Raw genomic sequence first — 18,655 nt, 5'->3', positions numbered from 1 at the left:
GCACGCGCGGTTCACGCAGGACAGACACGCAGCACAAGGAGCGAGGGAACACCGTGGACGTCGTCGACACACACTGCCACATCATCTCCGAGGACCTGGCGCGCTATCCGCGGGCGCCGATCGGCGGGAAGCAGTCGGAATGGGCCGCGTCCCGGCCGGTCACCGCGGACGGCATGGCCGCCCGCATGGACGAGGCGGGCATCGGCCAGGCCGTCCTGGTGCAGGCCACCACCGCCTACGGGTACGACAACTCCTACGTGCTGGACAGCCGCCGGCGCCGGCCGGAGCGGTTCGTCGCCGTGGGCACCTTCGACCCGCTGCGGCCCGGCTCCGGCGCGCGGCTGCTGGACCTGGTCGGCGACAACGGCCTCGCCGGGGTGCGGCTGTTCACCAGCGGCAGCACCGTGCCCACGCAGGGCGAGTGGTTCGCGGCGCCGGAGACCCACGACTTCTGGCGGACCGCCGAGGAGGCCGGCATCACCGTCTGCCTCCAGATGCGGCTGGGGCCGGCCACCCGGCAACTGGTCGAGGTGCTGGAGCGGTTCCCCGGTGTCCGGGTGCTCCTGGACCACATGGGATACCCCGACATCGCCGCGTCGCCCGCGCGGGCCGGCCAGGAGGTGGCCGAACTCGCCGCGAACCCGGGCCTGTTCCTGAAACTCACGCACCGCAACCTCGAACGGCTGCGGGACGCCGGAAAGGAGGCGGCCGACTTTCTCGATCCGGTACTCGCCGCGTTCGGCGCGGAACGGATCGCCTGGGGATCGAACTGCCCCGCCGCCGAGCAGTCGCTGCCGGAACTCCTCGCACTCGCGCGGAACGTCCTGACCGGACTGCCCGAGCCGGCACAGCAGAATATCTTCGCCGGCACCGCACGGCGCCTTTACCCCGGACTCGGCGCGGCCCGGAACTAGCCGCGGCACGGGGGCGCGTCCCGCCGCCGTGCCGAACGCCGAACCGGGTACGGGCTGCGCATTCCCTTCTAGGACACGTAGGCGATCACGATGGACCAGAGCAACAACGACGGCACCACCGGCGAGACCAGGACGTCCGGCACCCGCTACAGCCAGGCGTACGACGAACTGCGCTCGCTCCTGCTGTCGGGCAGCATCGAGCCGAACACCCGGCTCACCGAAGCCGACCTGACCAGGATGTTCAACGTCTCGCGCAGCACCATGCGCTCGGTCCTGGTCCGGCTGACGCAGGAGGGCTACGTCACCAGCGAGGTCAATCGCGGCGTGCGCACCAGGAGCTTCTCGCCGGAAGAGGCGAAGGACATTCTGGAAGCGCGCGAGACCCTCGAATCCGCGCTGGCCGGCAAGGCGGCGGAACGGGCCACGGAGGACGAGATCCGCGAATTGCGCCGCACGCTGGAGGAAATGGCCGACGCGCAGTCGCGCGACGACCAGGCGGCGTATTCGCAGGGCAACCGCCGATTCCACCAGCAGGTGAAGGCGGCCGCCCACCAGACGACGCTGGCCCGGGCGTACGACACCCTGCTGTACCCGCTGGTGATGCGCCAGTACCGGAACATCTCCGCGCACCACCCGCGGTCGGGGTCGTTCGACGAACACCAGGCCATCCTGCTCGCCATCGTCACCCGCAACCCCGAGGCGGCCACCGCCGCGATGCGGCACCACGTCGCCAGCGCCCGGCACGCGCTGGTCCTCGGATAGCGGGCCCGCCACCGTGCGCCCCGCACCCCCTCGTCCGCCGCCCGCCGTCCGCCATCCGCCGGGCCCGCGCACCGCGCCCCACCGGCGAAGCAACGGATGAATCGTCGGCTCCACCGACCGGAAGTGACTCCATGCAGCATCCAGTGGCAACCGAATCGGGCCTGGTAGAAGGCATATCGGGGCGAGACCGCACGGTCACCGTCTTCCGCGGTATCCCCTACGCCGCGCCTCCGGTCGGCGACCTGCGCTGGCGACCGCCCCAGCCGCCGGCCCCGTGGTCCGGCGTGCGCAGGGCCGGCCGCTTCGGCCCGATGTGCCCGCAGGCGCCGCACGACGCGGCCACCGCCGGCGTCGAACTGCCCATGAGCGAGGACTGCCTCCACCTCAACGTCTGGACGCAGGGCATGGCCGCCACCGGCACCCCGCGGCCGGTGCTGGTCTGGATCTACGGCGGCGGCTTCCGGGGCGGCACCGGGGCGAACGCCCGCTTCGACGGTGAGGCCCTGGCCCGGCTCGGCCTGGTCGTGGTGACCTTCAACTACCGGCTGGGCGCCTTCGGTTTCCTGGCCACCCCCGAACTGAGCGAGGAGTCCGGGCACGGCGCCTCCGGCAACTACGGGCTGCTCGACAGCATCGCGGTGCTGCGCTGGGTGCGTGCCAACATCGCCGGCTTCGGCGGGGACCCGGACCGGGTCACGGTCGCCGGCCAGTCGGCGGGCGCCGGGTCGGTGAACTTCCTGGCCATGTCGCCGCTCGCCGAGGGGCTGTTCCACCGGGCCATCGCGCAGAGCCACGCCCGCTACTCCCGGGACCCCGAACTGGGCTACCTGGCCACCTCCTACCGCGTGCTGGCCGACGCCGAGCAGGACGGCGTCCGCTTCGCCCGGGAGCACGGCGCGCGGTCGCCGGCCGAACTGCGCGCGCTGCCCTGGCAGAAGCTGATCGACGGGCGGCCGGCCTTCGACCGCGGCGTCGACACCGCCGGCCCGGCCAAGCCGCCGCTGTTCCGCCCGGTGCTCGACGGGTGGGTGCTCCCGTACGGCTACGAGGACACTTACGCCAAGGGCCGGCAGAACGACGTCTGCTACCTGGCCGGGAACAACCTGGACGAGGGCGGGGCGGTCCCCGAGTCCACGTTCGCCGAGCACCGGGCGCGGGGGACGGCGGCGGTACGGCCGGGCGCGCCGCCGGTGCACGTCACGCTCGACGGGTATCTCGCCCACGCCGGGCGGAAGTTCGGCCCGCTCGCCGAGGAGTTCCTGCGGCTGTACCCGGCCGGCACCGACGACGAGGCCGCGCGCGCCGCCAACGCCGCGGTACGCGACAACTCCCGCGTCTCCACGTACCTGTGGGGCACCCAGTGGACCGAACACGCCACCCGCCCCGCGTACACGTACTTCTGGACGCACCCCTCCCCCGCGCAGGGGCAGTCGCCCCGGCGCGCCTCGCACGGCGCCGAGATCGAGTTCGTCTTCGGCAACCTCGACCCCGGCGCCGCCCCCTGGACCGACGAGGACCGAGCCGTCTCGGCGACGGTCTCCGCGTACTGGGCCAACTTCGCCGCCACCGGCGATCCCAACGGCCCCGGCCTGCCGCACTGGCCGGTGTACGCGGCCGGCTCGCCGACCGTGATGGAGATCGGCGGCCGCTTCGGGCCGATCCCGGTGGCCGACCAGGTCCGGCTCGACTTCTGGAAGCGCTACTTCCAGACCCGACAGGCATGGTGACAGGAGATCTCATGGCACACCTCGACCAGCACGACGGCGCGACCGCTGCGGCCGGCACCGGCGCCCCGGCCACACCGGCCGGCACGTCCGGCGGGCGCGGCGGCAGACCACACGCCCCCGGGACCCGGACGTTCGCGGCGGTGACCGCGATAGCGCTCGGCTGCGTGGCGCTGACCGCGTGCGGAGGCGGCGGCACCTCCAAGAACGCCGACGGCACCACCACCGTCACCATCGGCATCGCCGGCAACATCTTCGACGTGCCGATCAAGCTCGCGGAGGCCAACGGCTACTTCAGCAAGCAGGGCATCAAGGTCAAGTACGTGACGCTGACCGCGTCCACCGGCGCCTCCGCGCTGGAGTCGGGCTCCGTGCAGTTCCTCAACGACAGCCCCACCGACTTCCTGTCCGCCGTCGGCAAGAAGATCCCGGAGACCGCGATCGCCGCGGACGGCGGCGGCAACCCGCTCGGCCTGATCGTCAGCACCAAGTTCGCCAAGGCGCACGGCCTGACCGCCGACACCCCCGCCGCCCAGGTCGCCAAGGCCCTGGACGGCTCCACCGGCGGCTCCAGTTCGGCCAACACCAAGGGCGAGGCGAGCGTCTACCTCAAGGCGTACGGCGTCGACGCCGGCAAGGTGAAGTGGGTGTCGCTGCCCAGCCCGGCCGCCGACAAGGCCGCCTTGAAGAGCAACCAGATCGACTGGTTCGTCACCTCCCAGCCGTCCCCGCTGGAGATCCAGGACTCCGGCGACGGCGTCGTGGTGGCCGACTCGATCAAGGTGCCGGCCTGGTCCTCCGCGCAGGCCGGCTACGGCCAGTTCGTGGTCGGCCGCAACAGCTACCTCTCCCAGCACGCCGACATCGCCGGGAAGGTCGCCACCGCGGTGCAGCAGGCGACGGCGTACATGAACGCCCACCTCGACTCGGCCACGGTGCAGACCGTGGCGCAGAAGGCCCTGCCCGGCGTGCCGGCGGCCGTGATCAAGACCGCCCTGCCGCAGGTCGAGTGGCCGAAGAGCGGCGAGATGACGGACGGGGAGTGGACCAAGACCCTGGCGTTCATCAACTCGCTGGGAGCGCTGACCAAGCAGGCCCAGGTCAGCTCCGACGACTGGACCAACAAGTACCTCAAGTGACCCGACCCGGCACCTGCTGAGAGAGGAAGGAGCAGACGGTGATGACGGCAACCGACAACATCGTGAAGAAGACCGAGGCCAAGGTCCCGGCGGCCCCCGCGAAGCACGGCAGCCGGTGGCGGGGCACCGCCCTGGTGGTGGTGCTGCGCCTCGCCGTGATCGCGCTCTGCCTGGTCCTGTGGCAGGTGATGAGCGGCCCGGTGATCCCGGAGTACGCGGTGAGCAAACCGACCGACGTGTGGACGGCCCTGCACCACCTGCTCGGCTCGGCGCAGGGGTGGACCGACATCAAGACGACCTCGTTCGAGGTGGTGGTCGGCTTCGGCATCGGAGTGGCGATCGGCACCGTGATGGGCCTGGTGCTGGGCTCCTTCCCGCTCGCCGGGCGGGTGATGGAGCCCCTGGTCGCGGCGGTCAACGGCGTCCCCAAGATCGCGCTGGCCCCGCTGTTCGTGCTGTTCTTCGGGATCGGTTCCTGGTCGAAGATCTACATCGCCGCCACCGGAGTGGCCTTCGTGGTCTTCTACAACCTCTACCTGGGCCTGCGGCTGCGCGAACGCGAACTCGTGGAGATCATCCAGGTGATGGGCGGCCGCAAGCACCACGTGCTCAGCTACGTCACCGTCCCCACGCTGGCCGCGCCCTTCTTCGCCGCGCTCAAGACCGGCGGTCCGCTGGCCATCCTCGGGGTCATCGGCGGGGAGTTCATCGCCTCCTCCGAAGGCGTCGGCCACGAGCTGTTCACCTCCGCGATGAACCTGGACGCGGCGACCGAGTTCGCCGGGCTGATCGTCCTGATGGCGATCACGCTGATCCTCAACGGCATCCTGACCCAGCTCGACAAGTACGCCCTCAAGCGGCTCGGCCTGGCCACCCGCCGCCCGTCGGGCCCGCGTCCGTAGGCGCCGCCCCGCTCCGTACCCCGGCAGCACGCCTTTCCGGCCCACGCCTTCCGGCCCACGCGCACCACCCCCGCGCACCGCGGCCGACGCCCGGGACGCCGCCCCGCACGCTCCGCACTCCCCGCACGCCCCGCACTCCCCCGTCCGGACCGCGTCCGTCGCCCCGGCCCGCCCGCTTCCGCTCCCCCCACCCCTCCCCGCCCCTCCCCGCCCCTCCTCACCCCGCGGCGTGGATCGCCGCCTCGTCCCTCCGAGATGCGAAGGAGCACTCTCGCCATGCCTGATTCCAGACCCACTCCGACCGGGCGCCCCCCGGACGCACCGGTCAGCGGCTCCCGCGGCGCTTCCGCCGGAGGCGCCCCGCACCCTTCCCGCCGGCTCCTCCTGGGCTCGATGGCGGCCACCGCCGCCGCGGCCGTACCGCTGCTCGGCGCCGCGCCCGCCACCGCCGCGGCACCGGCCAGGCGCACGGCGGCACCGAGGAGCACCGCGCGGGAACTCGTGTACATCAACACCTGGAAGGGCACCCAGATCCACGGGGCCTGGTTCGACCCCGACCGCGGCGACCTGACGCCGATCGGGCCGGTGGGCGAGGCGAACGCCGACTGGGCGGTCACGCACCCGACGCTGCCTCTCCTGTACGTCGCCACGATGGCGGTCGGCGGGGTCGTCGACACCTTCCGGATCGACCCGGCGACCGGCGCCCTGGCGAAGACCGGGGAGCTGTCCACCGGCGGCACCGGCCTGAACGGCGGCGGGGTGTCGTACATCGGCATCGACCAGCCGTCGAACACCCTGCTGGCCACGAACTTCGAGGACGGCTTCACCGCCGCCGTGCCGATCTCCCGGACCGGCGAGCTGGCCCCGCCCGCCTCGCTCGCACAGGACACCGGCTCCGGCCCCAACCCGCGGCAGGCAGGCCCGCACCCGCACCACGCGGAGGTCGATCCGAGCGGCAGGTTCGCCCTGGTCGCGGACTTCGGCGCCGACCGCGTCTTCGTCTACCGCTTCGACCGGGCGACCCGCACCCTGTCCGCCGGCGGCCCGGCCGGCCCGTACGCCTACCCGACGGCGCCCGGCTCCGGCCCGCGCCGGGTCGCCTTCCACCCCGACGGCCGCACCGTCTACCTGCTGAGCGAGCTCAGCTCGGACCTCCAGACCCTCCGATGGGACCCGCACCAAGGCGAATTGACGCACCGTCAGACGCTCGCGCTGGACGGACCCGACGTCACCGGCACCAAGAGCGCCTCGGACCTGGCGATCAGCGGCGACGGCCGCTTCGTCTACGCCGGCAACCGGGGCGAGAACTCCCTGACGGTCTTCGCGGTCGACCCGCGCACCGACCTGCTCAGCACCCTCCAGAGCGTCCCCTGCGGGGGCACCACGCCCTGGGGCTTCACCCTCCACCCGAGCGGGCGGTGGCTGCTGGTCGCCAACGAGGCGAGCAACACCGTCAACGTGTTCGGCGTCGACCGGCGCTCCGGGAAGCTCACGGACACCGGCATGTCCCTCGCGGTGCCCAACCCGGACTCCGTCACGTTCTTCCGCCGCTGACCTGTCCGCACCTCGCGTGCGGATCGCGCGGACACACGGATCGCACGGACGCACGGACGCACGGATGCACGGATGCACGGATGCACGGATGCACACCGATCGCACCACCTGCCCTCGCCCGCCGAGGGTCAACGTCCACCATCCGATCGTTCAATCGATGAGAGCTGGGACTCAGATGGGATCTGGAAAGACGGGTATGGGGCGCCGAGCGTTCCTGGTGGCCGGCGCGGCCACCGCCGGCGCCGCACTGCTGCCCACCCCCTCCTTCGCCGTGGCCGCCGCCGCCGACGGCAAGAAGGGCGTGATGCTGATGAACCGCATCGCGCCGTCGAAGTCGACCCTGTACATCGCGAACGCCGACGGCTCCAACGAGCGCCGGCTGCTGTCGGCCACCGACGCGGCGTTCGACCGGCACGCCAACTACTCGCCCGACGGCAAGACGATCCACTTCACCTCGGAGCGGTCCGGGGACGGCAACGCGAACATCTACTCGGCGAGCCTCAACGGCTCGGGCCAGGGCGTCGGCGTCACCTCGGTGATCGGCGGTCCGGCGGTGTACGACAGCGCCACCCTGTCGCCGGACAAGCGCACCCTGGCCTTCTCGTCCACCCGCTCCGCGGACCACCTGTCGCAGATCTGGCTGATGGACACCAAGACCGGCGCGCTCACCAACCTCAGCGGAACCGCCGCGCTGGCCGGTGACCCCAGCAGCCCCGACGGGCACTTCCGCCCGGTCTGGTCGCCCGACGGCCAGTGGATCGCGTTCTCCAGCGACCGCAACACGCAGTGGACGGGCCACGACAACGGCAACGGCTGGGAGCACACCCAGGAACTGAGCATCTACGTCATCAAGCCCGACGGCACCGGCTTCCGGCAGCTCGCGACCAAGCCGGGATACTGCCTGGGCTCGCCCAAGTGGTCCCCGGACGGGCAGCGGATCGTCTACTACGAGATGACCGTGCAGAACACCTGGGACGCCCACCGCCCGGAGGACATCGGGATCGCCGAGTCGCAGATCGTCTCGGTCGACTTCGCCACCGGCACCGACCGCGTCGAGCACACCTCCGGCGCCAACCTGAAGGTCTCGCCGCAGTACGTCACCAACACCGAGATCGGCTACCTGCTCAAGAACGGCGCGGACGAGGGCCTGGTCTACGTCAACGGCTCGATCCCCGATCTCACCCGCGCCGGGGTGCGTTCGCCGTGCTGGTCGCCGGACGGCAAGTCGGTGGTCTACGAGAAGCAGGACTTCACCGTCCGGCCGCTCGACGCAGCCCTCTACAGCTGGGACGCGGACTGGGACTACCGCTTCTGCGACGTCTTCCCGGCCCTGTCGCTCCAGGGCAGGCTGGCGATCACCCAGAAGCAGCTCGGCGCGGCCATGTCCGACGTCGTCACCATGAACCCGGACGGCAGCGACCAGAAGGTGGTCTTCGACACCACCACCTCGGGCCTGGACCAGACGCTGGTCGCCGAGGGTCTGGCCGGCGCGTTCCGGCCGACCTGGTCACCGGACGGCGGGTGGATCGCGTTCGGCCTGGGCGGCTGGTTCCAGGAGCGCGCCGTCATGACGGCCGCGATCTGGCGGGTCCGCAGCGACGGCACGGGCGCGGAAGCCCTCACCGACAACTCCACCAACTCCGGCTTCCCGAGCTACTCGGCCGACGGGACCAGACTCGTCTACCGGGTGTGGGGCGCGCAGAACGGCCTGCGCGTCCTGGACCTCACCACCATGACGACCACTGTCCTCACCACCGGGTCCGACAACCTGCCCGACTGGTCCCCCGACGGCAGCCTCATCCTGTTCACCCGCAAGACCGCGCCGACCAACTTCGACGTCTGCACCGTCAAGCCCGACGGCACCGGCCTGAAAGTCCTCACCAGCAGCGGCGCCAACGACGGCCACGCGGTCTGGAACGCCGACGGACGCATCCTCTACAACACCGGGATGTACGGCTTCCGGGAGGAGGCCGCGCTGTACGACAACACCTTCCAGCCGTACGGCATGGTCATGGTCATGAACGCCGACGGCTCCGGCAAGACGATGCTGACCGACAGCCAGTGGGAGGACTCGATGCCGCTCTACCTCCCGCAGGCGGTTCTCACCGGCGGCGGCCACGCGCACCGCCCGGCCTGCCGCGGCTGACCCGGGACCGGCGAACGAACCGGTGAACCGGCGGCCAGGAGCGGGCCGGTCGCCGGACGCGGATCAGTCCGTGTTCGGGTGCACGACCTGCCACTCCTGGTCGTCGGTGTCGGTGCAGTTGAAGAGGGTCAGCTTGGTGTTGTCGCCGCCGGTGCTGTCGCCGGACACGTCAAGGCACTTGTTGTCGCTGGCGTAGTTGCGAATCCAGTACGCGCCGTCGGGCTGCTTGTCGATCCACCACAGCTGGTTGTCGGCGGTGGTGCCGTTGCAGGCGTACTCGGAGATGGGGGTGGTGATCGGCTCCGCACCGAGGTTCGGCAGGTCCATGCAGAGCCGGTCCTTGTCGTTGCGGATCTGGAACAGCTGGGTGCCGCCGGGACCGAGCGAGGGGTACCGCACCTCCAGGTCCCACAGCTGGTTGTCCGTGTCGTCGCCGATGCAGGTGAACTCGTTGACCGGGCCGCCGGACTGGCCGTTGTCGGCGCCGGGGATGTCGGCGCATTTGTTGGTGGTGGTGTTCCGCAGCAGCACCCTGGTGGCCGGCACCGGACTCTTCGGCTTCTTCTTGGCCGGGGCGCCGCCGCCCCCGCCGCCGCCCGCGGGCGGGCTGGTCGTCGGGGCCTGGGAGGTGGGCGGCGTGGTGACCGGGGTGGTGGGCGCCGGCGGCGAGGGGGTCAGCGTGGCGAAGCCGGCCGGGTTGACCTTCGCCGTCGCGAGCGAGCCGACCGCGGGCTTGTGGGTCAGCCAGATCATCGTGAAGGCGACCGCGAGACCGAGCAGCGCGCAGAAGGCGGCGGCGATCCAGCGCGGCAGGAAGCCGCGCTGCACGTACCTCCCGTCGACGCTGAGCGGCGTCGCCCCGGACCGCGACACGTCCAGCGTGTACGGGCGTTGCTGGCTGGAGCCGAACCAGATCATCTGCCGCGGCCTGAGCGTCGCCTTCACGAACACCGCCCGCCCCGGCTCGATCTGGACGTTGGCCGGGTGGATGTCGTACGCGAGCTGGTCGCCGTTGTCGGTGCCCCTGATCGAGGCGGTGAGCTTGGTGTTGCCGATGTTGTCGACCGCGAGTTTGGGCCTGCCGCGGAAGCGGCCCTTCACGGTCGGCGGCACGATCTCGGCGCGGACCTCGGTGAACGGCGTGATGGTGAGGTTGCCTTCGGGAACCGTGGTGGCCTCGGGGCTCTCGGTGGGGACGACCCGGATCGCGTACGGGTTCGGGCCCGCCGTGGCGTCCGGGGTGCGCGGCGGCGTGAAGGTCAGCAGGATCGAGTCCGTGGTGCCCGGGTAGAGCCGCAGCACCTGCGGTTCCACCTGGACCCAGGGGGCGATGCTCCCGACGGGCTCGAAACGGTACTCGTCCACCACGTCGCCGGTGTTGCGCACCCGCAGTCGTACGGTGGTGCTCCCGCCGGGATCGACGGTCGCCGACGCGGGTTCCAAAGAGGTCCAAAGGCTCACTTGTCCACCCTAGGATCAGCCGGCCCCCTCGTCAGCGGCCCCATGGGCAGTAATCCGCAGTCGCGGGGGCGAAGACGTTGCCCTTCCGTCCGCCCGGCAACTCCCTCCGGCTCCACCGGCCTTGTCACGTGGGGGAACGCGGGGTGGAAGGCTCCCCGGAACCCGACCGGCGCAGGCCGCCCGCGAAGGCCACGATCTCGTCGAGCCCGGGCGCGTATCCGTCCGTGGTGTCCACCTCGATCCAGGGCACGTCCAGGGCGACCCGGTCGAACGCGTCGTGCCGGACCGCGTGCGCCGCCGGGTCCTGCGGCGGGCCGCTCTCGTGGGCGCGCCGTACCGGATTCGCCGCGAGCCGCAGGCGGGTGCGCTCCAGCGCCACGTCCGCGCGGACCGTGCAGTGGACCACGCGGACGTCGGCCGTCGTCAGCAGCGGCGTCAGGCCGGGCCGCCACAGACGGTCCTGGTACGCCGCCTCCGCGACGGTCGTCACCCCGGCCCGCAGCAGCAGTTCGAGCACGCCGAAGAACGCCGGCAGCGTGCGCGTGTTCAACTCGTCCGCCGGGCCGGGCACATGACCGGGGGTGGCGTGCACCATGCCTTCCTTGATCTCGTCGCGGCAGACGGCCGGGCACCCCACCGCGCGGGCGATCGCGTGCGCGAGCGTGGTCTTGCCGGCTCCGGGCGGACCGCTGACGACGATCAGCGTCGGGAGGGCGGCGGGAGGCGGCGCGGGGGCAGGGGGCGGCGCGGGCACGGGAGGCGTGGGAGGTGTGGGAGGTGTGGGCACCCGCTCAGGGATAGCAGACGGGGCGGGCGGGCCGAAACGGGCCGGGCCGGCTCGGATCGGGCGGGCCGGATCGGGTGGGGTCCGCTCGGGTGGCGGGGTCCGCTCAGGTCAGCAGGCTGACGAGGCGGTCGCGGATCTCGTCCTTGCCCGACACCGGCTTCGGCTCCAGCTTGTCGTCGTGCGCCGGGTCCCGGGTCAGGAGGTGCAGCCGGCCGCCCTTGCGGGCGAGCACCAGGTCGGTGCTGGCGCCCGCGATCTCGGCGGACCCCTCGGCGGTGTACTCCACGAGCGTGAGCAGCGCGGCCCGCTCCGCCCCGGCGAGCAGGTCGTCGGCGCCGAGGTCCGGATCGGGCTCGGCCGACTGCCCGCGGGGCAGCCAGTCCACGAGGATGCGCACCGCCTCTTCGAGCTTGTAGAGCCCGATCTGGTGCACGCCGAGCGCGTCGATCCGCACCATCAGGCAGATCCGCTCGGGCTGCGGGAGCAGCAGGATGCGCCACGGCTCCCCCACGACGGTGCCGGTCGTACGGGCGTCGAGCACCCGGCGGGCCCGCTGCTGGAACGCCACCGCGATGCCCAGGTCCCCGCGGACCTGGACCCGCTCGCCGTCACCTGCCAGCAGCAGTTCGCGCGCGGCCAGGGAGCGGACGGCCTCGGCCAGTTCGTCGTCCGAGGGCCGGGCCTCCAGGAAGTCCACGACCGCGTCCACGGCGGTCAGTTCGGCGATCGTGTACGCACCGAGCAGCACCGGCCCGGTGTTCACCAGGCTCACCACGGCCGACACCAGGCCGGACGGGACGGACGCCTCGCCGGGTCCGGGCGAGGCCGGGGCGCTCGGGTCGCCGGGGGCGCCCGGGTCGCCGGCCGGGTCCGGTTCCCCGGCCGGGTTCGGGGGGCCGGTGGGCGGGAGGTCGTCGCGGTCGTCGCTCATGAGGGCCCTCCTGTCCGCCACGTGCTCCGCGCGGGCGGCTCGTGCGTCTCGCGGAGCACCCGGGCCGCGTCCCGCGACGGCGCCTGGGTGACCCACACCTCGGAGTTGCCGAACAGCCCGCGCCCGCCCCGGCCGGTCAGCGCCTGGCCCAGCTCGCCGCTGAGGTCCGGCCGGTCCGGCGGCGGGAAGTGGGCCGCCAGCTCCTTCGACACGGCGGTGACGTCGTCGCTCTGCTCGATCCTGCGCAGGGTCCGCGTGAGCGTCCGCGCGACCGGCGGGGTGAGCGTGGTGGGCACGGCCACCACCGGCGAGAGGTACATCGGGTGCCGCTCGGTCATCCGCGACAGGCCCCAGGGGCCGACGTTGCTGCCCGTGAAGCGGTACTGGACGTAGTCCATCAGGTGCCGCAGGTCGTCCAGGCTGGGCTTCTTGCTGCCGCCGAACGCGGCCGGGGTCTTCTCCAGCTGCACCCAGGTGCCGTTCACGGTACGGCCGTGCAGCTTCTCCCGGACGACGTGGCCGCGCATCCCGAAGTCGGGGTAGACCTTCTTGTCGATGTCGCGGTGGTGGCTGGACAGCCGCGCGTGGTTGCCCTTGCCGGCCCGCCACTTCTCGTACAGTTCCGGGTCGTCGACCAGCACGTGGCCGCCGCGCAGCACGTCGCGCAGTTGCGGCACCTGGAGGCCGTGCTGCTCCAGGTCGTCGAGGATCACCGCCTCCTCGGGGCTGAGCCGGCCGGCCGCCTTCACCAGGCCCCTGCGGTACTCGCCCGCCCGCGCGGTGATCTCGATCATGAGCCGGACCCTGCGGCGCATCTGTTCGACCAGCGCGTCGGCGGCGGCGCCCCCGGCGGGGGCGTCCGCGGTACCGGCGGCCCGTCCTCCGTGCGCGGTGAAGGCCTGCCTGAGCTTGCGCTTCATCTGGCCAGTACAGCACGACAACCCGCACCTCGCAGAGGTTGCGGGCGGGGCCGCCGGCGCTATGCTGCGGCGCTCGCCGCCACCCGGCGGCAGCCGTGATTACCCTGGGTAACTCCGATGTCGCCACGGTCGGCCCGCGCCGATGCCCGTCGCCGCCCGCCGCAACGCCGCCCGCGACGCCCGCGACGCCCGCGCCACCCGTTCCGCCCGCGACGCCCGCCGCCGGCGCCCTGGCGTGATCCAGCTCACAGCACCCGGCCGCCCTCGTACCCAACTACCGCGAGGCGTAAGGGCGTTGCCGCGTACCGTCAAGCGGACCCCAAGAACTGCTTTGAATGTCCCAAAGCCACCGTGTTAACTGTCGGGCGTGAAGATATCCGTGCACCCTGAACATGGCATGAGCACTCCGCTCGTGTCGCGTCTGCACGTCGATCTCTGCCGCTGCATGTCCGCGGTCTGTCGCCGCACCACCTGAACCTCCCCGGCGCCACACCCGCGCAGCAGCGCATCCCCTCGCCCTCCCCCGCCCCGGCCGCACCCGTGCGCGCCGGCCCGCGGTCCGGCGGGCACCCGCTCCCGCGCGCGTGGCGGCCGGCCCCTTCCGTCCCCATCCCCACGCCATGTCAGGAGTGCGTTCGTGTCCGCGAACACCGCCGCCGGCAGCACCGGTCCGGCCGGACCCCGCAGCCGTTCCCTGCCCAAGGTCCCGTTCTGGGCCCAGATAGTCACCGGCCTCGTCCTCGGGGCCCTGCTCGGCTGGCTCGCCCGCGGCCAGGACATCAGCTGGCTCACCACCACGCTCGACAAGATCGGCAGCCTCTTCATCCAGCTGCTGAAGCTCGCGGTGGGACCGCTGGTCTTCTTCGCGATCCTGGTGTCGATCACCAACCTGCGCAAGGTCAACAACGCGGCCCGGCTGGCCGCCAGGACGCTGCTCTGGTTCATGATCATGTCGCTGATCGCGGTCGCCATCGGCATCGCGATCGGCCTGATCACCAACCCCGGCTCCGGCACCGGCCTCACCGCCAAGGACGGCAAGCTGCCGCAGCACTCGGGCTCCTGGATCGACTTCCTCACCGGCATCATCCCGACCGACGTCATCACGCCCTTCACCGAGCTGAACGTCCTGCAGATCGTGTTCATGGCGGTGATCGCCGGCATCGCGGTGCTGAAGGTCGGCGAGCGGGCCAAGCCCGTCCTGACCCTGAGCGAGGTCGTCCTCGAACTGCTGCAGACCGCCCTGTGGTGGGTCATCCGGCTCGCGCCCCTGGGCACCGTCGGCCTGATCGGCTACGCCATCGCCTCCTACGGCTGGGACCTGATCGGCAAGTACGCGACGTTCACCGCCGACGTGTACGTGGGCTGCGCGCTGGTCCTGTTCGGCGTCTACCCGCTGCTGCTCGCGACGGTCGCCAAGGTCAACCCGCTGCAGTTCTTCAAGGGCGCCTGGCCCGCGATCCAGCTGGCGTTCGTGTCCCGCTCCTCGGTGGGCACCCTGCCGGTGACGCAGAAGTCGGCGGAGCGGCTCGGCGTGCCGAAGACGTACACCTCCTTCGCGGTGCCGTTCGGCTCGACCACCAAGATGGACGGCTGCGCGTCGATCTACCCGGCGATCGCGTCGATCTTCGTGGCGCAGATCTTCGACGTGCACCTCGGCGTGCAGGACTACGTGCTGATCGCGTTCGTCTCGGTGGTCGGCTCCGCGGCGACGGCCGGCCTCACCGGCGCGACCATCATGCTGACGCTGACCCTCTCCACGCTCGGCCTGCCGCTGGAAGGCGTGGGCCTGCTGCTGGCGATCGACCCGATCCTGGACATGATGCGCACCGCCACGAACGTGGCGGGCCAGATCGTGGCGCCGATCATCGTCGCCGCGCAGGAGGGCATCCTCGACCGCGAGGCGTTCGACTCGGCCACCGCGTCCCCGGTCGACGACATCCGCCACGACCAGGACCAGGACCAGCCCCTGGACCGCGAACTCACCGCGGCCGTCTAGGTCACGCCTCGTCCGACGGCAGGTCGACGTCGACGGGCCGGGCCCGATCCAGGAGCCGCTGGATGTTCCGGGCCCGGTTCACCTCTGGACAACCGTGGGCCGGTGATCCGGTCCAAGGCAGCATCCGTGGCTCGTAGGATGGCACCTGCTCGGAGGTGACCGGTGTTCGCAGGCGTACGTACCGTGATGGTCTTCGCGGAAGACCCCGAGGCGTCGGCCCGCTGGTGGGGTGAAGTCCTCGACGCCCCGGTCAAGCTCGACATCGCCGACAGCGGCGCCGTCTACGCCTGGGTCGAGGTGGCCGGCGTCGAGCTGGGATTCCACCCAGCGGACGACGAACGCAACCCGCGCGGTGGCAGCCCCGTCGTCTACTGGCAGGTGACCGACGTCGGGGAGACCCGGGCGCGGCTCCTCGAAGCCGGCTGCACCCACCACCGCGGTCCGCTGGTCGTCGAGCCCGGCCGGCGTATCGCGCAGGTCGTCGATCCGTTCGGCACGGTCGTCGGCCTCGACGGCGCGTGACCACGGCGGCGCCCGGTGCCGGTGCCGGTGCCGGTGCCCTCCGAGGGTGCCGGGCGCCGCCGGTCAGCGGTCCAGGCCGTGCAGGTTCTCCAGGCCGGTGGCGGCCGCATAGGCACGCAGGGCAGCCCGTAGTGCGCCGGACGTCCACGCACCCCCGCATGCGGTCGTCGCATCCAGATACAGGTCCAAGACCTCGGCCGGGCGCAGCTCGCGGCCGGCCTTTCCGAAGCCCGCTGGGGAAAAGCCGGCTTCCTCGACCGCCAGCAGGTCTACCGATGGGAAACCGGTCGGCTGCTCCCGGTCGAATGGCTGCCATACATCGAGCAAGTACTCGGCCTTGGCCTCGATCGCAAGAGGACGCGGGCGATCGTGCTCGCCGACCTGCGGCAGGTCCAGCTCAGGCGCGGCAATACCGAAACCACCCTGGCCACCTGGGATGAATTCCTCACCTGTGGGACGGCGTCCAGTCCGTTCGCATCAACGACGGCATGACCAACATCGCCGCCCGCCTTCCCGGCATCCCTGACACCTCCGCTGTCCGCGACCTCGCCGGGCGCATCACCGCCCGCAAGTAGCCGTCGCCGGCGCGGCCTGCCGTCTGGGAACTGTCCGGCCGATCATGCGGACTTCTCGGCTGGCCCTCTTCCGGAACGGGTACCACCTGTGACGGTGATGGCTCGCGCAACGGCCGTTGCACTGGCATGGAAGATCGTGGAGCCGTGCGCGGGAGGCATTGGGCAGGGCCCACGGCCGCACACTGGTCTCCTCACAGCAGGCCGTGGCGTTGTGCCTGGTAGACGGTGGGGACGGTGGCGGTGAAGCCGAGGGTGCGCAGGAGGGTGCCGTCGGCGCGGCCCATCCAGGGATCGTTGAGCGGTTCGGCGGAGGGTTCGTAGGGGGCACCGACGATCTGAGCGATTTCGTAGATGCTGGTGGGGGCCTCGTCCACGACGTTGACGGTGTGTCCGTCGATCGCGCCGGTGAGGGCGAGCTTGACGGCGGTGGCGATGTCACGGTGGTGGATGAGGCTGAGGGACTGGGCGGGGTGCCACTTCCAGTTGGCCATCAGGCCAGGGGCGGATTCGAGGTGGCCGTCCTTGTCTCCGTAGACGAAGCCGAAACGCAGGATGCTCCAGTTGAGGCCGCTGGCCTTGAGGTCGGCCTCGGCGAGGATCTTGCTGGCCGGGTAGGGGAGGTCGGCGGTGGCGGGGTCGTCCTCGCGAGCGGGCCGGTTCAGGCCGGAGCCGTAGACGAGGCCGGTGCTGGCCATGGTGAAGCGCGCTTGCGGAGCCTGTGCCTTGGTGGCTGCGATGAGGTTGCGCGTGCCCTCGACGTTGGTGCGGTGGATGGCGTCCGTGTCCTGGGTGCGGAACAGGGCGGCCAGGTGCACGACGTCGGTGACGCCGTCGAGCGCGCCATCGAGCGAGCCGGGGTCGAGGATGTCGCCCTCAACAGGGGCGACGCCGTCGGGGGCGGACTTGCCGGGACGGACGAGGGCGCGGCAGTCGACGCCGGCGTCGACGAGGCGGGGCAGGAGGCGGGTGCCGACCAATCCGGTGGCACCGGTGACGAGGATCGTCATGAAAGGGGTGTCTCTTCCTTCAGATGGTGTGCGAGTCGTTCGGCGGCCGCACGCAGAGTGCGGGCGACCTGCGCCTGCTCCTCCTCGCTCACGCCGTCGAAGGCGACGGCGCGGATGCGGGCGATGGGGTCGGGCAGCCGTGTCCACAGTTGGCCCCCCGCTTCGGTGAGGCGCAGCGTCTTCTGCCGCAGGTCCACGGGGTCGGGTACCTGTTCCACGAGCCCTTTACGGACCAGGGCGGCAACGACGCCGGTCATCGTGGCGCGCTCTATACGGAGCGCCCGTACGAGGTCGCGCTGCCTGGTCGGACCATCGTGAGCCAGTTGGTAGAGCACGTACCACTGGGTCGGTCCGAGTCCGTAGGGACGCAGGATCGATTCCAGAACCGCTTGGCTGGCCTGGTGGTACCGCTTCGCCCACGCGCCTGCTGATTCATGCTGATCAGGCTCATTTTTGCTAGGCACCTAACCAATAATGTTAGGGGCCTAGCAACATGTCAAGCGGAACGAGGCGGACGGCGTGCCAGCAGTGCCCGTTCGACGTGTTGCGCTTCTTGTGGCGGTCCTCGTCGAAGCCGGCCGGTCGGCCACCCGCCGCGTGAGCCTTCGCGCAGACGGCCGGCCCGGCTGTCCACCTTCTCCGCGATCGTGTGCGGGATGCCGCGATGTCGCAGGTACTCGCGGCAGGACCGGCTTGAACTCGGGGCCATCCCCCCGCTGGCCTGCGGTGATGACCAGGGACAGCGGGCGGCAACGCCCGTCGGCGCTCAGGTGGACCGTGCTGGTGAAGCCGCCCCGCGAGCGGCCCGGCCCCTCACCTCCCGCACCACCTCCACCAGCCGGTCGACGAGGCGCAGCCACGCAGATTCGGCCTGGCGTTCTGTCGCTCCGCCCCCTTTGGGGTGGGCTGTGCGGGTGGCGGCTCCTTGCGGGCGCCGGCCGCGACCCGCCACCGCCCGCAGCGACCGTTGCTCACCGGCAGGAACGGCCGCAGCCGTTCCCACTCGACATCCGACAGATCACCACGCTGAACCCGCCCCATGCTTGGACCGACGAGCCAGGCGTGAGCCAGGCACATGATCAGCCGGACAGCTCCTAGCAGCCGCGGCGGCGGATCTTCGCGGAACGCGGCGGCGGGCCCGCTCTCCCGACAGGGGGAGGGTGGGCCCGTCGGCGTTGCGGCGCTACTTGCCGGTCTTGGCCTCGTAGGCGGTCAGCACATCCTCGGTCGGACCGTCCATCAGCATCACCCCGTGCTCCAACCAGATCACCCGCTCACAGGTGTCCCGGATCGACGCGTTGCTGTGACTGACCAG

16 protein-coding genes and 1 pseudogene are annotated in these 18,655 nt (G+C 71.5%); 9 read left to right on the top strand and 8 right to left on the bottom strand.

The window, feature by feature from the left end; translation table 11 throughout:
• Positions 1-53 precede the first annotated feature (53 nt).
• The 7 genes from ACIPAE_RS13625 to ACIPAE_RS13595 all read left to right on the top strand — a co-directional run bounded on the left by ACIPAE_RS13625 (position 54) and on the right by ACIPAE_RS13595 (position 9,141).
• The gene (locus ACIPAE_RS13625) at positions 54-914 is read left to right on the top strand and encodes an amidohydrolase family protein (protein ID WP_366411011.1); all 861 of its coding nucleotides are present in this window, start codon (positions 54-56) and stop codon (positions 912-914) included.
• Between the two features lie 90 nt (positions 915-1,004).
• Entirely contained in the window at positions 1,005-1,676 is a 672-nt protein-coding gene (locus ACIPAE_RS13620) for a GntR family transcriptional regulator (protein ID WP_329369950.1), read from the top strand.
• Between the two features lie 143 nt (positions 1,677-1,819).
• A complete protein-coding gene (locus ACIPAE_RS13615) occupies positions 1,820-3,403 on the top strand; it encodes a carboxylesterase family protein (RefSeq protein WP_329369948.1) in 1,584 nt (527 codons plus the stop codon).
• 11 nt (positions 3,404-3,414) lie between these two features.
• Positions 3,415-4,539: an ABC transporter substrate-binding protein gene (locus tag ACIPAE_RS13610; protein ID WP_329369946.1), complete on the top strand. Its 1,125-nt coding sequence runs from the start codon at positions 3,415-3,417 to the stop codon at positions 4,537-4,539.
• A 41-nt stretch (positions 4,540-4,580) separates the two neighbouring features.
• Positions 4,581-5,441 carry an ABC transporter permease gene (locus ACIPAE_RS13605; RefSeq protein WP_329369944.1) on the top strand — a complete coding sequence of 287 codons (861 nt, stop codon included), beginning with the start codon at positions 4,581-4,583 and terminating at the stop codon, positions 5,439-5,441.
• 276 nt (positions 5,442-5,717) lie between these two features.
• Complete coding sequence (locus ACIPAE_RS13600; protein WP_402445077.1) at positions 5,718-6,995, top strand: lactonase family protein; 1,278 nt, start codon at positions 5,718-5,720, stop codon at positions 6,993-6,995.
• A 196-nt stretch (positions 6,996-7,191) separates the two neighbouring features.
• Complete coding sequence (locus tag ACIPAE_RS13595; protein ID WP_402445075.1) at positions 7,192-9,141, top strand: hypothetical protein; 1,950 nt, start codon at positions 7,192-7,194, stop codon at positions 9,139-9,141.
• A 63-nt stretch (positions 9,142-9,204) separates the two neighbouring features.
• On the opposite strand, the gene ACIPAE_RS13590 is transcribed toward ACIPAE_RS13595, so the two are convergent.
• From ACIPAE_RS13590 to ACIPAE_RS13575, 4 genes are all read right to left on the bottom strand, one after another.
• Entirely contained in the window at positions 9,205-10,602 is a 1,398-nt protein-coding gene (locus ACIPAE_RS13590) for an RICIN domain-containing protein (protein ID WP_402445073.1), read from the bottom strand.
• 124 nt (positions 10,603-10,726) lie between these two features.
• The gene (locus ACIPAE_RS13585) at positions 10,727-11,356 is read right to left on the bottom strand and encodes an AAA family ATPase (RefSeq protein ID WP_402445071.1); all 630 of its coding nucleotides are present in this window, start codon (positions 11,354-11,356) and stop codon (positions 10,727-10,729) included.
• 136 nt (positions 11,357-11,492) lie between these two features.
• Positions 11,493-12,320, bottom strand: coding sequence for a collagen-like protein (locus tag ACIPAE_RS13580; protein ID WP_402445069.1), 828 nt, complete (start codon positions 12,318-12,320; stop codon positions 11,493-11,495).
• Positions 12,317-13,240, bottom strand: coding sequence for a hypothetical protein (locus ACIPAE_RS13575; RefSeq protein WP_329369933.1), 924 nt, complete (start codon positions 13,238-13,240; stop codon positions 12,317-12,319). The genes ACIPAE_RS13580 and ACIPAE_RS13575 overlap by 4 nt, the downstream gene beginning before the upstream one ends.
• 637 nt (positions 13,241-13,877) lie before the next feature.
• Between ACIPAE_RS13575 and ACIPAE_RS13570 the strand changes: the two genes are divergently transcribed.
• Positions 13,878-15,236, top strand: coding sequence for a dicarboxylate/amino acid:cation symporter (locus ACIPAE_RS13570; protein ID WP_329369931.1), 1,359 nt, complete (start codon positions 13,878-13,880; stop codon positions 15,234-15,236).
• A gap of 162 nt (positions 15,237-15,398) precedes the next feature.
• Positions 15,399-15,758, top strand: a complete 360-nt coding sequence (locus ACIPAE_RS13565) for a VOC family protein (protein ID WP_402445066.1) — start codon at positions 15,399-15,401, stop codon at positions 15,756-15,758.
• A 63-nt stretch (positions 15,759-15,821) separates the two neighbouring features.
• On the opposite strand, the gene ACIPAE_RS13560 is transcribed toward ACIPAE_RS13565, so the two are convergent.
• From ACIPAE_RS13560 to ACIPAE_RS13545, 4 genes and pseudogenes are all read right to left on the bottom strand, one after another.
• Positions 15,822-16,085, bottom strand: coding sequence for a hypothetical protein (locus ACIPAE_RS13560; RefSeq protein ID WP_402445065.1), 264 nt, complete (start codon positions 16,083-16,085; stop codon positions 15,822-15,824).
• A gap of 439 nt (positions 16,086-16,524) precedes the next feature.
• The gene (locus tag ACIPAE_RS13555) at positions 16,525-17,340 is read right to left on the bottom strand and encodes an NAD-dependent epimerase/dehydratase family protein (protein ID WP_402445063.1); all 816 of its coding nucleotides are present in this window, start codon (positions 17,338-17,340) and stop codon (positions 16,525-16,527) included.
• Positions 17,337-17,804: a MarR family transcriptional regulator gene (locus ACIPAE_RS13550; RefSeq protein WP_366411000.1), complete on the bottom strand. Its 468-nt coding sequence runs from the start codon at positions 17,802-17,804 to the stop codon at positions 17,337-17,339. The genes ACIPAE_RS13555 and ACIPAE_RS13550 overlap by 4 nt, the downstream gene beginning before the upstream one ends.
• 719 nt (positions 17,805-18,523) lie before the next feature.
• A pseudogene (locus ACIPAE_RS13545) lies at positions 18,524-18,655 on the bottom strand (ABC transporter ATP-binding protein); the annotation flags it as partial.

The organism is Streptomyces sp. NPDC087270, assembly GCF_044744625.1.
Lineage (GTDB): Bacteria > Actinomycetota > Actinomycetes > Streptomycetales > Streptomycetaceae > Actinacidiphila.
Note: the sequence above shows the minus strand (reverse complement) of the source record. Positions and strands in the feature narration are given on the sequence as shown.

What these genes read in the sequence shown, in the direction of transcription:
- ACIPAE_RS13620 (WP_329369950.1), top strand. Translation starts at nt 1,005, where the DNA reads ATGGACCAGAGCAACAACGACGGCACCACCGGCGAGACCAGGACGTCC.
- ACIPAE_RS13610 (WP_329369946.1), top strand. Translation starts at nt 3,415, where the DNA reads ATGGCACACCTCGACCAGCACGACGGCGCGACCGCTGCGGCCGGCACC.
- ACIPAE_RS13605 (WP_329369944.1), top strand. Translation starts at nt 4,581, where the DNA reads ATGACGGCAACCGACAACATCGTGAAGAAGACCGAGGCCAAGGTCCCG.
- ACIPAE_RS13600 (WP_402445077.1), top strand. Translation starts at nt 5,718, where the DNA reads ATGCCTGATTCCAGACCCACTCCGACCGGGCGCCCCCCGGACGCACCG.
- ACIPAE_RS13595 (WP_402445075.1), top strand. Translation starts at nt 7,192, where the DNA reads ATGGGGCGCCGAGCGTTCCTGGTGGCCGGCGCGGCCACCGCCGGCGCC.
- ACIPAE_RS13580 (WP_402445069.1), bottom strand. Translation starts at nt 12,320, where the DNA reads ATGAGCGACGACCGCGACGACCTCCCGCCCACCGGCCCCCCGAACCCG.
- ACIPAE_RS13575 (WP_329369933.1), bottom strand. Translation starts at nt 13,240, where the DNA reads ATGAAGCGCAAGCTCAGGCAGGCCTTCACCGCGCACGGAGGACGGGCC.
- ACIPAE_RS13555 (WP_402445063.1), bottom strand. Translation starts at nt 17,340, where the DNA reads ATGACGATCCTCGTCACCGGTGCCACCGGATTGGTCGGCACCCGCCTC.